We start from the raw sequence: 12,916 nt of genomic DNA, 5'->3' as shown, positions 1-12,916 counted from the left end.
AAGCCACCTCAATAAATGAGGTGGCTTTTTTCATGCAAGTCGGCGCCGCGGCCGCGGCGCTCCTTGATCAGTACCGCACGCGCAGCGAGAGCAGCGCCGCCCGGCCCGTGCCCAGCGCCGCATAGTGCGCGGCATAGGCCTTGGTGTAGTACGTCTCATCGAAGATGTTCAGCACGTTCAACTGCGCCGAGAAGTGCTCGTTGAATTCGTAGCCAGCCATCGCGTCGAAGCGCCAGTACGAAGGCACCCAGCGCGCCTTGGGCGTACCGTCGGCGTTCTTCGTGGCGTCCGAGTTGCCGTACACCTTGTCGACGTAATACGCGCCGCCGCCGACCGTCAGCTTGGGCAGGACCTTGTAGGTCGTCCACAGGCTGAAGGCGTTGCGCGGCGTGTTGGGCAGGTCCTGGCCGACGGCGCCGCTGTTGTACGCGCCCTTGGTCATTTCGCTGTCCATGAAGGTGTAGCCGCCGAACACGTTCCACTTGGGCGTGATGGCGCCCGAGAATCCCAGTTCGATGCCGCGCACCTTGGCTTCGCCCACCTGCGCCACTTCGGTCGCGGACACGGCCACGCTGGTGTTCTTGCGGATGTCCTGGAACGCCGCGGCCGACAGCGTCAGCTTGTCGTCGAACACCTGCCACTTCGTGCCCAGCTCCACCGTGCGGCTCTTTTCCGGTTCCAGCGAAGACGTCGACAGTGACGTCGCATCGCTGATTGCGCCGCCGGCAATGGCGGACGGCGTGGACGAGGTGCCGTACGTGGCGTAAATGGTGCCGTTGGGCACCGGCTTGTACGCCAGGCCGACCTGGTAGTTGAAGAGGTTGTCCTCGCGGCTTGTGCTGTAGAACGCGGGCGTGCTGGCCGGATCGCTGCGGCCGCGCGCGATGTTGCTGCCGCTGGTGCGGTAGTTGTCCCAGCGCGCGCCCAGGCTCGCCTGCCATTGCTCGTTGAACTTGATGGTGTCAAAGCCGTAGAGCGCCAGCGTGTCCGTGTTGTAGACGGCGGGATTGTTGTTGCGCGTCAGCTTGCCGATGTAGTCGTCGTGGGGATTCGGGTCCCACAGCGACGTGCACAGCGCCGGGTTCGACAGGTCGGTTGCGCTGACCTTGCAGTCCATCGGGCCGCGGGCGATCGTCTGGGTGTAGCTGTCCTTGTCCTGCTTGATGTTGCTGTACTCAAATCCCAGGTCGAACGAGTGCTTCAGGCTGCCGGTCTCGAATTCACCCGTCAGGTCCGTCTGGTTGGCGAAGGTCTTGGTGACGTAGTAGCCGGACTTGAGCGCACGGTACACCAGGCCGTTCGGGATGTTGCCCTTGCTGTCGTCGGGATTGGTCGCAGCAAAGTCGGTCGTGCCGCGGCCATAGCGCGTCACGTTGCGCAGTTGCAGCTTGTCGGAAAAGTCGTGCTGGAAGTCCACCGTGGCGACGTCATCGCGCGTCTTCATGAAGTCGCGCCCGGTCAGGCCGTAGAACGACTTGCGGCTCACGCCCATCGTCTCCGTCACCGGCTGGCCCGACTTCGGGTCATACGGAATGGAGTAGTCGGGCATGCTGTCGTCTTGGTAGTGGTAGTAGCTCAGCGTGATGCGGGTCGGCGTGCCCACGCCCAGCATCAGAGACGGCGCAACGCCCCAGCGCTCGAAGTCCACGGCGTCATCGCGGCCCGGCGTGTCGCCCTTGTTGCCCATCACGTTCAGGCGGAATGCCGCCTTGTCCCCCAGGCGCCAGTTGCTGTCGATGGTCGCGCGGTAGTTGTTGTCCGTACCGATCTGCGCCGTGGCTTCGGTGAAGTCCGTGGTCTTGGGCGCTTTGCTGACCATGTTGATGCTGCCGCCCGCGCCGCCCCGGCCCGAATACACCGAGTCCGGCCCCTTGATGATTTCGACCTGCTCCAGATTGAACGTATCGCGCACCTGGGTGCTGCTGTCGCGGATGCCGTCCAGGAAAATGCTGCCGGCGGAGTTCTGGCCGCGGATGATCGGCAGGTCGCCGCCCGGACGGCCGCCTTCGCCGGCGCCGAACGTGATGCCCGGCGAGTTGCGCAGCACGTCCTGCAACGTCGACGCGGCCTGGTCCTGGATCACCTGCTGCGGCACAACCTGCACTGTGCGCGGCGTGTCCAGCAAAGGCGCGGTCATCTTCGGCGACTGCGCGGTCGAGGTCTGATAGGACGAGCTTTCGCCCTCGACGCGGACAGGCGACAACTGCGTCACGCCGGTGTCGGCGGACTGGGCTGCGACATAGGGGCTGACGAACAACGCGGGCGCGGCAATGGCGGCGGCCAGCGAGGTGGCGAGCGTATTCAGCGAATACGAATCTTGGGGCTTCAAGCGGACTTCTCCAGAACGTAAATAACAACGATTCTTGTTTTTTTGTTGTTTGCGATTCTGAACGGAGGCGCTGAATGAAACCTGAATGAAAGCCCCTTCCAAATCAAAAGGATAAAAAAACAACAGCTTTGATCTTGCTCAAAATCCTGAACGGATCGGAGATCAAAAAAGGGGCGGATTGCGGCCGGATTTTGCGCGAGGCAGAGTCGACGCGGAGGTTGCTGCACACATAAAAAAACGCCCCGATCGGGGCGTCTTGGTGCGTCCATGTGCAGGCAGGCTACTGCGTCGTCAGGTCCGCAGACGCGGATGCCGCTTGAAGAGATACCGGTACACAAACCCGGGATACGCCAGCACCAGAAACAGGCTGAGCGTGATCGCGTAGAACTCCCAGGTCTGGGCGAAACGGTTGCCCAGCGTAGACTCGAAGGCAAATCCCAGCGCGCCGACGATGGCGTAGAACACCAGCACTTCGATCAGGCGCATCCAGAACGGCTTGACCGCCGCCGCCCCGCCCTGCTTCCAGGGCAGCACGGCAAAGACGCGCTCGGTCAGGAAGGGAAGATTCGCGCTGACAAGCGCCAGCGCGATCAACAGCCATACCGCCAGCGTCTGGTTCATGGCTGCACTCCGTCCGTTAGAGGGTCAGCGACGAGCGGATGGCTTGCACGCACAGCGCCATCAAGCCGCCGGGCAACAGGCCCAGCACCAGGATCAGGGCACCGTTGATCGACAGCACGCCGCGTTGGCCGGCCGTGGCCACCATCGGGGCAGCGTCGGCCGCCGGCTCGTCAAAGTAGACGACCTTGACCACGCGCAGGTAGTAGAACGCGCCGATCAGCGAGAACAGCACCGCCACCACCGCCAGCGTGACGTGGCCCGCGGCAACCAGCGACTGCAGCACGGCCAGCTTGGCGTAGAAGCCCACCAGCGGCGGGATGCCGGCCAGCGAGAACATCAGCAGCAGCACGATGGCGGCATGCCACGGGCTGCGGCGGTTCAGGCCCTTCAGGTCGTCGATGTGCTCGCACTCGAAGCCCTGACGCGACAGCAGCAGCACGATGCCGAAGCTGGCAAGCGTGGTCAGCACGTAGGTCAGCATGTAGAACAGCGAGGCGCCGTAGGCGGCCGACGACAGTTCCGGCTTGCCGGCCACCGAACCCGACATCAGGCCCAGGAGCACGAAGCCCATGTGCGAGATGGTCGAGTAAGCCAGCATGCGCTTGAAGTTGGTCTGTGCGATGGCGGTCAGGTTGCCGATGGCCAGCGACAGCACTGCCAGAATCATCAGCATCGGCTGCCAGTCCGTGGCCAGGCCGTGCAGACCATCAACCAGCAGACGCAGCGTGATCGCAAAGGCGGCCAGCTTGGGCGCGCCGCCCAGGATCAGCGTGACGGCGGTCGGCGAGCCCTGGTAGACGTCCGGCACCCACATGTGGAACGGCACGGCGCCCAGCTTGAACGCCAGACCCGACACCAGGAACACGATGCCGAACACCAGCGCCATCTTTTCGGCCTTGCCGGCGGCGATGACGTTGGACACTTCGGTCAGGTCGAGGTGACCCGTGGCGCCGTAGATCATGGACATGCCGTACAGCAGGAAACCCGAGGCCAGCGCGCCCAGCACGAAGTACTTCATGGCGGCTTCGGTGGCCACGACGTTGTCACGGCGCAGGGCGATCAGCGCGTACAGCGCCAGCGACATCAGTTCCAGGCCCAGGTAGATCGAGATCAGATTCCCGGAGGAAATCATCACCATCTGACCCAGCAGCGCGAACAGCGTCAGCACGTACAGTTCGCCGCCGCGCATCATGTCGCGGACCTGCGCATACACGCGGCCATAGATCAGCGTTACGCCGACAGCAAGATACGAGGCGATCTTGAGCAGGTGCGACAGCTCGTCCGTGACGTACAGGCCGTTGAACGTCGAGCCAGCCACGCCGTTCTTCCACTGCACGGCCGACACGACGGTCAGCACGCCCAGGGCAAGCATGGTCAGCAGGAACGTCGGCTTGCGCTCGGGGTGATTGCTGACCGCGTCGATGAGCAAAATAGCCAGGCCGAAAATCAGCAGAAGGATTTCCGGTGTCGCCAGGGCGAAATCGATTTGGGATTGCATCATTGTCTTGTCTTACAGTTTCGAGACGGCAACGTGTTGCAGCAGGGCCTCGACCGACACGTGCATCACGTCGGTGAAGGGCTTGGGATAGATCCCCATGTACAACACGGCGATCGCCATCACGCCAAGAATCACGAATTCGCGGCGATTGATATCGGTCAGCTCGCGCACGTGGTCGTTGGCGACGTCGCCCAGGACGACGCGCTTGACCATCCACAGCGAGTACGCCGCGCCCAGGATCAGGGCAGTGGCTGCCAGCAGGCCGATCCAGAAGTTGTGCTCGACCGCGCCCATGATCACCATGAATTCGCCGACGAAGCCGCTGGTGGCCGGCAGGCCGCTGTTGGCCATCGAGAACAGGATGAAGAACGTGGCAAAACGCGGCATCACGTTCACCACGCCGCCGTAGTCGGCGATGCGGCGCGAGTGCATGCGGTCATAGAGCACGCCAATACACATGAACATGGCGCCCGACACGAAGCCGTGCGAGATCATCTGCACGATGGCGCCTTCGACGCCGGCCGTGTTGAAGATGAAGAAGCCCAGCGTGACGAAGCCCATGTGGGCGACCGACGAATAGGCCACCAGCTTCTTCATGTCTTCCTGGACGATCGCGACCAGACCGATGTAGATCACGGCGATCAGCGACAGCGTGATCATCATGCCGGCCAGGCTGTGCGAGGCGTCAGGCGCGATAGGCAGCGAGAAGCGCAGGAAACCGTAGGCGCCCAGCTTCAGCATGATCGCGGCCAGCACGATGGAGCCGCCCGTGGGCGCTTCCACGTGGGCGTCCGGCAACCACGTGTGGACCGGCCACATCGGCACCTTGACGGCAAACGCAGCCAGCAGCGCCACGAAGATCAGGATCTGCGGCGTGTAGCCCAGCTTGGTCTGCTGCCAGGTCAGGATGTCGAACGAACCGCCGGAGACATTCCAGAGGTACACGAACGCGATCAGCGTCAACAGCGAACCCATCAGGGTGTACAGGAAGAACTTGAACGCCGCGTACACGCGGTTTCCGCCGCCCCAGACGCCGATGATGATGTACATCGGGATCAGCGTGGCTTCGAAGAACACGTAGAACAGCATGCCGTCCAGCGCGCAGAACACGCCCACCATCAGACCCGACAGGATCAGGAAGGCGGCCATGTATTGCGCGACGCGGCTCGTGATGACTTCCCAGCCGGCCAGCACCACGATGATGGTGATGAACGCGGTCAGGAGCACGAACCACATCGAGATGCCGTCGATGCCCAGGTGGTAATTGACGTTGAAGGCTTCGATCCAGGACGCCTTCTCCACGAACTGCATGGCGGCCGTGGAGGAATCAAAACCGGTGTAGAGCGGAATCGTGACCAGAAAGCCGGCGATCGAGCCGACGAGCGACAGGCCGCGCGTCAGGCCGGGACGGTCGTCACGGCCCACCGCCAGCACCAGCAGGCCGAATACGATCGGGACAAAGATCGCAAGCGTGAGCCAGGGAAAAGTGTTGGATGCCATCTCGCTTGCCATCATTGGGGAATCAGCACAAAGAAAGTCACCAGCGCCATGACGCCGATGATCATTGCGAACGCGTAGTGATAGATGAAGCCGGACTGCAGGTGGCGGCTGATGGCTGCCACCCAGCCCACGACGCGGGCACTGCCGTTGATCAGGATGCCGTCGATGATGCCGCGGTCACCGGTCTGCCACAGGCCACGGCCCAGGCAGCGCAGACCACGCGCAATGATCTGCTCGTTCACCCAATCCACGTAGTACTTGTTCTCGAGGATCTTGTTCACGCCCGACAGGTTGGCCTTGATGGCGGCCGGCACCTTCGGGTTGATCAGGTAGCAGTACCAGGAGATCACGAAACCAGCCACGACCAGCCAGAACGGCAGGGTCTGGAAGGCATGCAGGCCATAGGCGACCCAGCCGTGCCATTCCTCGCTCAGCACGTGCATCGCGGGATGCTGCTGCGGCAGGACCTTGATGACGCCGTCGAAGAACTTGCCGAACAGCATGGGATCGACCGCCCAGGCGCCGATGAACACCGACGGAATCGCCAGCAGGATCAGCGGCAGCGTAACCACCCAGGGCGACTCGTGCGGCTTGCCACCGTGATGGCCGTGACCGTGGTCGTCGTGACCATGGTCGTCATGGCCATGCGCATCATGACCGTGGCCGTGACCGTGATCGCTGGTGTCGAAGCGTTCCTTGCCGTGGAAGACCAGGAAGTACACGCGGAACGAGTACAGCGAGGTGACGAACACGCCGATCAGGACGGCATAGTAGGCAAAGCTCGCGCCCCAGACGTTGGCCTGGCCGGCGGCTTCAATGATGTTTTCCTTCGAGTAGAAACCCGAGAAGAACGGCGTGCCGACAAGCGCCAGCGTACCCAGCAGGAAGGTGATCCAGGTGATGGGCATGTACTTGCGCAGGCCGCCCATGTTGCGGATGTCCTGGTCGTGGTGCATGCCGATGATGACCGAACCCGCGCCCAGGAACAGCAGCGCCTTGAAGAACGCGTGGGTCATCAGGTGGAAGATCGCGACCGAGTAGGCCGACGCACCCAGTGCCACAGTCATGTAACCCAGCTGCGACAGCGTGGAGTACGCGACGACGCGCTTGATGTCGTTCTGGATGATGCCCAGGATGCCCAGGAACAGCGCGCCGATGGCGCCGATCACGATGATGAACGACAGCGCGGTGTCCGACAGTTCGAACAGCGGCGAGAAACGCGCGACCATGAAGATGCCGGCCGTCACCATGGTGGCGGCGTGGATCAGCGCGGAGATCGGGGTCGGGCCTTCCATCGAGTCGGGCAGCCAGGCGTGCAGCGGAACCTGGGCCGATTTACCCATGGCGCCGATGAACAGGCAGATACACGCGACGGTCAGCAGCATCCAGTCGGAACCGGGCAGCGTCATGGCGGCCAGCTTGTCGGCCTGCGCGAAGACTTCACCGTAGTGCATGGTGCCGGCGTAGGCGAACAGCAGGCCGATGCCGAGCACGAAGCCGAAGTCGCCGACGCGGTTGATCAGGAACGCCTTCATGTTGGCGAAGATCGCCGTCGGACGGGTGTACCAGAAACCGATCAGGAGGTAGGACACCAGACCCACCGCTTCCCAGCCGAAGAACAGCTGCACCATGTTGTTCGACATCACCAGCATCAGCATGGAGAACGTGAACAGCGAGATGTACGAGAAGAAGCGCTGGTAGCCGGGATCGTCAGCCATGTAGCCGATGGTGTAGATGTGCACCATCAGCGACACGGAAGTCACCACGACCATCATCATGGCCGACAGCGGATCGATCAGGAAGCCGATTTCCAGCTTGGTCTGGCCGATGAGGCTCCAGGTGTAGACAGCGCCGTCGAAACGCAGGCCGTTCAGCACGTCGCCCAGCACCACCACCGAACCGATGGCGGAGATGAGCACGCCCAGAATGGTGATGACGTGCGAGGCGCGGCGGCCGATGGGCCGGCCGAGGAACCCGGTGCCAAAGAGGCCCGCGAGGATTGCTCCGGCCAGCGGCGCCAGCGCGATGAGCAGGTAGAGATTGGGTGAGCTAGACATTTTCTTCCAATACCCCGTCAGCCCTTCAGGCGATCGAGTTCGTCAACGTTGATCGTGTTCAGGTTGCGGAACAGCAGCACCAAAATGGCCAGGCCGATCGCCGCTTCAGCGGCGGCCACGGTCAGGATGAAGAACACGAACACCTGGCCGGCGGTGTCGCCGAACCAGCTGGAGAACGCCACGAAGTTCATGTTGACGGCCAGGAGCACCAGCTCGATGGACATCAGGAGAATGATCAGGTTGCGGCGGTTCAGGAAGATGCCGAAGATCCCGATCGCGAACAGGATCGCGCCAAGGATCAGATAGTGGGCCAGCGTCAGCGTCATTGTTTTTCTCCTTGGGGCGCGGCACCGTTCGAGGCGTCACGCTTGGCCTGGGCGCGCTCGCTCTGGGCGGGCATGCTCACCATGCGGAAGCGGTCCTTCGAACGCACGCGGACAGCGGCGACCGGGTCGTTGTACTTGACGTCGCGGCGGCGGCGCAGGGTCAGCGCAATCGCGGCAACCATGCCAACCAGCAGCAACGCAGCGCCGACTTCAATGGCGTAGATGTATTGCGTGTACATCGCTTCGCCGAGCGCGCGGGCGTTGTTGTAGTCGGCGGGCAGTTGCGCCTGGGGACCGGAACCGTACCAGATGGTGCCCAGCACGAAGGACACTTCCAGCACGAGCACGACGCCGATGACCAGGCCGAGCGGCAGGTAGGTCTTCATGCCCTGGCGCAAGGTGTCCATGCGGATGTCGAGCATCATCACGACAAAGAGGAAGAGCACCATCACGGCGCCCACGTACACCAGCACCAGCAGCAGCGCCAGGAACTCGGCGCCCAGCAGCATCCACAGCATGGCCGCGTTGGCGAACGCCAGGATCAGATGCAGAACGGCGGTGACCGCGCTGCGCGCGGTGATCACGCGGAACGCCGCGATCACCAGCACGGCGGCCAGTATGTAGAAAAGGACAGTGGTAAAAGTCATGGATCAGACCCTGGGCTTCAGCGGTAAGGCGCGTCTTCGGCCCGGCGGCGGGCGATGTCGGCTTCGTAGCGGTCGCCCACGGCGAGCAGCATGTCTTTGGTGAAATACAGGTCGCCGCGCTTTTCGCCGTGGTATTCGTGGATGTGCGTTTCCACGATGGAGTCCACGGGGCAGCTTTCCTCACAGAAGCCGCAGAAAATGCATTTGGTCAGATCGATGTCGTAGCGCGTCGTGCGGCGGGTGCCGTCGTCGCGCTGGTCGGACTCGATCGTGATCGCCAGCGCGGGGCACACGGCCTCGCACAGCTTGCACGCGATGCAGCGCTCTTCCCCGTTGGGGTAGCGGCGCAGCGCGTGCAGGCCGCGGAAACGCGGCGACGCAGGGGTCTTTTCCTGGGGGTAGCGCAAGGTGACCTTGCGCTTGAAAAAATACTTGCCCGTGAGGCGCATGCCCTTGAGCAACTCGGTCAGCATCAGGCTGCCGAAGAAATCCTTGATCGCTTCCATATCCTGCCTCTGCTTGGCGCTTAGCGCCAAATGTTCCAGGGCGTCTGCATCCAGATCGCCACCACGACCAGCCAGACGCCGGTCAGCGGGATGAAGATTTTCCAACCCAAGCGCATGATCTGGTCATAGCGGTAGCGCGGGAACGAGGCCCGGAACCACACGAACAACGAGACCACGAAGAACGTCTTGAGACCCAGCCAGATCCAACCCGGAATCCAGGTCAGCGGCGCGATATCGATCGGGGAAGCCCAGCCGCCCAGGAACATGATCGATGCCATGCACGACAGCAGGATCATGTTGGCGTATTCGCCCAGGAAGAACAGCGCGAAGGCCATGCCCGAGTATTCGACCATGTGGCCGGCCACGATTTCGGATTCGCCTTCCACGACGTCGAACGGGTGACGGTTGGTTTCGGCAACGGCCGAGATCACGTAGATCACGAACAGCGGCAGCAGCGGCAGCCAGTTCCACGACATGAACGTCAGGCCCTTTTCGGCAAACCAGCCGCGGTTCTGCACGTGCACGATCTCGGACATGTTCAGGCTGCCCGACACCAGCAGCACCGTCACCAGCACGAAGCCGATGGCCAGTTCATACGACAGCATCTGGGCCGAGGCGCGCAGCGCGCCCAGGAACGCGTACTTGGAGTTGGATGCCCAGCCGGCGACGATCACGCCGTACACGCCGATGGACGTGATGGCCATGATGTACAGCAGGCCGGCGTTGACGTTGGCCAGCACGACGTCGGGACCGAAGGGCACGACAGCCCAGGCCGCCAGCGCCGGCATCAGCGTGACCACGGGGGCCACGATGAACAGCACCTTGTTGGCCTGGCTGGGGACCACGACTTCCTTGGTCAGCAGCTTGAAGACGTCGGCAAACGGCTGCAGCAGCCCCTTGAAACCGACGCGGTTCGGGCCCATGCGCACGTGCATGGCGCCGATCATCTTGCGTTCCCAGTAAGTCAGGTAGGCCACGCACAGGATGATGGGCACCGCAATGATGACGATCTTGACGATGGTCCAGAGGACCATCCAGACCGTCGGACCCAGCAATGCCTGACCGTGGCTTTCAAGAACATTGAGCCATTCCATCAGGCACGCTCCACGCTGATTTGACCAAATGCGCCACCCAGGGCAGCGGTAGTTTCGAAGGCGGCGGAAATGCGCACGGCGCGATCGGCCACGGCATCATCCTGCACGGTTTCCAGTTCGACGGCGCCCTGCCCGGCCGACACGCGCACCTTGACCCCGGCCGTCAGGCCCAGGCTGGTGAGGGTGCGGCCGTTCATGGCGGCGGCGGGCTTCTTCGAAGCCGGCGCGGCCTGCAGCGGTTCCGAACGGCGCACCATGGCGTCCGTGCGGTAGATCGGCACATCGGCGACGCGTTCCAGGCCGGTGAGCGCCTGGCCCAGACCCAGCGGGGCCTTGACGTCGTTGGACAGACGGCCTTCGACGCCGCTGGCCAGCACGGCGTCGCGCACGGACTCGGAGGTCTCGTCGTCGAAGCCCGCCAGATGCAGGACGTTGCCCAGCACACGCAGAACCTTCCAGCCCGGACGGGTCTGGCCGAACGGCGTGACCGTGCCCTTGAAGCTCTGGGCCAGGCCTTGGGCGTTGACGAACGTGCCCGAGGTTTCCGTGAACGGCGACACCGGCAGCATCACGTCGGCCCATTCAGCGGCGGCCGAACGGTAAGGCGTGAGCGCGACGGCGAACTGCGCGCCACGCAGCGCGGCGATGGCTTGCTGGCCATTGTCGGCGTCGAGCAGCGGTTCGGCGTGCAGGACGATGTAGGCCTTGAGCGGTTCGGCGAGCATGGCCGCGGCGGTCTTGCCGCCCTTGCCCGGGATGGCGCCGGCGAGGTAACCGCCGACCGTGTTGCCGCCCGAGGTCAGGAAGCCGAACTTGCCGCCGGACAGGTCCGCCACGGCACGGCCGTTGGCGGCCAGCGTGGTGGCCTGGGCGCTGGCGACAGCCAGGTTGCCCATCAGCACGGCGGTGTTGGCGCCGGACGCAAGGCTGGCGGCGATGAGCTTGGCGTTTTCGCCCGGCGTGACCGAGGCGAACTCGGCCGGCACGGCCTGTTCCTTGGCCTGGGCCAGCGCGACGGCCACTTCGGCCAGCGCGCGCGCCAGTTCCGACGGGGCCACGGTGATGCGCGCGGTGACGGGCATCAGGGGATCGTCGGCGGCGCTGTCGACCATCAGGATCTGCGTGCCACGCTTGGCGGCTTGGCGCAGACGCTGGGCCATCAGAGGATGATCCTTGCGCAGGAACGAGCCGACGACCAGGACGCGGTCCAGGTTGTCGAGTTCGGCGATGGGCATGCCCAGCCACGGCGCGCCGGTCAGCGCGGCGTCAAAGGCCGGGTCGGTCTGGCGCAGACGGAAGTCGATGTTCTCGGAACCCAGCGAGCGGACCAGGCGGCCCAGCAGCGCGTATTCCTCGGTGGTGGCGTATTCGGACGCCAGCGCACCGATCTGGCCGGCGCCGAAGCTGTCACGTACGCGCGACAGGCCTTGGGCCACGGCTTGCAGGGCGTCGGCCCACGAGGCTTCCTGCCACTTGCCGTCGGTGCCCTTGATCATCGGGGCGGACAGGCGGTCGTCGCTGTTCAGGCCTTCGTACGAGAAACGGTCGCGGTCGCTGATCCAGCATTCGTTGACGGCTTCGTCTTCGAACGGGACCACGCGCATCACGCGGTCGCCCTTGACCTGGACGACCAGGTTGGCGCCCAGGCTGTCGTGCGGGCTGACCGAACGGCGGCGAGCCAGTTCCCAGGTACGGGCGCTGTAGCGGAAGGGCTTGGAGGTCAGCGCGCCCACCGGACAGATGTCGATCATGTTGCCCGACAGTTCGGACTCGATCGAACGGCCCACGAAGGTGGTGATTTCGGAGTGCTCGCCACGGCCCAGCATGCCCAGCTCCATGACGCCGGCGATTTCCTGGCCGAAGCGCACGCAACGGGTGCAGTGGATGCAGCGCGACATTTCCTCGGCGGAAACCAGCGGGCCCAGGTCCTTGTGGAACACGACGCGCTTTTCTTCCTGGTAACGCGAGGAAGAGCCGCCGTAGCCCACGGCCAGATCCTGCAGCTGGCATTCGCCGCCCTGATCGCAGATCGGGCAGTCGAGGGGGTGATTGATGAGCAAGAATTCCATCACCGACTTCTGAGCGGCGCGAGCCTTCTCAGAGCAGGTGTGGACGACCATGCCGTTGGTCACGGGCGTGGCGCAGGCGGGCAGCGCCTTGGGCGCTTTTTCCACTTCAACCAGGCACATCCGGCAGTTGGCCGCGATGGACAGTTTCTTGTGGTAGCAGAAATGCGGCACGTAAAGCCCGACTTTCTGGGCGGCATGCATGACCATGCTGCCTTCGGGCACTTCGACCTTGTTGCCGTCGACGGTTAGTTCAACCATTGCTGTTCCTG

At 63.6% G+C, this 12,916-nt stretch carries 10 protein-coding genes; all 10 read right to left on the bottom strand.

Annotation, left to right across the window (positions count from 1 at the left end):
• Nucleotides 1–67 precede the first annotated feature (67 nt).
• The 10 genes from AC6CIE_RS10885 to nuoG all read right to left on the bottom strand — a co-directional run bounded on the left by AC6CIE_RS10885 (nucleotide 68) and on the right by nuoG (nucleotide 12,905).
• Nucleotides 68–2,329 (bottom strand): TonB-dependent receptor, encoded by a 2,262-nt coding sequence (locus tag AC6CIE_RS10885; protein WP_498092219.1) that lies wholly within the window; start codon nucleotides 2,327–2,329, stop codon nucleotides 68–70.
• Between the two features lie 291 nt (nucleotides 2,330–2,620).
• Complete coding sequence (locus AC6CIE_RS10880; protein ID WP_105237731.1) at nucleotides 2,621–2,950, bottom strand: DUF2818 family protein; 330 nt, start codon at nucleotides 2,948–2,950, stop codon at nucleotides 2,621–2,623.
• A gap of 16 nt (nucleotides 2,951–2,966) precedes the next feature.
• On the bottom strand, nucleotides 2,967–4,451 hold the full coding sequence (gene nuoN / locus AC6CIE_RS10875) for an NADH-quinone oxidoreductase subunit NuoN (RefSeq protein WP_175123008.1): 1,485 nt from the start codon (nucleotides 4,449–4,451) through the stop codon (nucleotides 2,967–2,969).
• Nucleotides 4,452–4,460: 9 nt separating this feature from the next.
• Nucleotides 4,461–5,963, bottom strand: coding sequence for an NADH-quinone oxidoreductase subunit M (locus AC6CIE_RS10870; RefSeq protein WP_175123009.1), 1,503 nt, complete (start codon nucleotides 5,961–5,963; stop codon nucleotides 4,461–4,463).
• Nucleotides 5,960–8,005 carry an NADH-quinone oxidoreductase subunit L gene (gene nuoL, locus AC6CIE_RS10865; protein ID WP_175123010.1) on the bottom strand — a complete coding sequence of 682 codons (2,046 nt, stop codon included), beginning with the start codon at nucleotides 8,003–8,005 and terminating at the stop codon, nucleotides 5,960–5,962. Before nuoL ends, AC6CIE_RS10870 begins: the two co-directional genes overlap by 4 nt.
• A 17-nt stretch (nucleotides 8,006–8,022) precedes the next feature.
• The gene (gene nuoK, locus AC6CIE_RS10860; protein WP_006217969.1) at nucleotides 8,023–8,331 is read right to left on the bottom strand and encodes an NADH-quinone oxidoreductase subunit NuoK; all 309 of its coding nucleotides are present in this window, start codon (nucleotides 8,329–8,331) and stop codon (nucleotides 8,023–8,025) included.
• Entirely contained in the window at nucleotides 8,328–8,978 is a 651-nt protein-coding gene (locus AC6CIE_RS10855) for an NADH-quinone oxidoreductase subunit J (RefSeq protein WP_175123011.1), read from the bottom strand. The genes nuoK and AC6CIE_RS10855 overlap by 4 nt, the downstream gene beginning before the upstream one ends.
• Nucleotides 8,979–8,995: 17 nt before the next feature.
• On the bottom strand, nucleotides 8,996–9,484 hold the full coding sequence (nuoI, locus tag AC6CIE_RS10850) for an NADH-quinone oxidoreductase subunit NuoI (RefSeq protein ID WP_008161196.1): 489 nt from the start codon (nucleotides 9,482–9,484) through the stop codon (nucleotides 8,996–8,998).
• Between the two features lie 20 nt (nucleotides 9,485–9,504).
• Nucleotides 9,505–10,578: an NADH-quinone oxidoreductase subunit NuoH gene (gene nuoH / locus AC6CIE_RS10845; protein WP_175137308.1), complete on the bottom strand. Its 1,074-nt coding sequence runs from the start codon at nucleotides 10,576–10,578 to the stop codon at nucleotides 9,505–9,507.
• The gene (gene nuoG, locus AC6CIE_RS10840) at nucleotides 10,578–12,905 is read right to left on the bottom strand and encodes an NADH-quinone oxidoreductase subunit NuoG (RefSeq protein WP_175137307.1); all 2,328 of its coding nucleotides are present in this window, start codon (nucleotides 12,903–12,905) and stop codon (nucleotides 10,578–10,580) included. Before nuoG ends, nuoH begins: the two co-directional genes overlap by 1 nt.
• Nucleotides 12,906–12,916 lie beyond the last annotated feature (11 nt).

Source organism: Achromobacter sp. GQ309, from assembly GCF_059759315.1.
The sequence above is the reverse complement of the archived record's forward strand: the minus strand, read 5'-3'. Positions and strand labels throughout refer to the sequence as shown.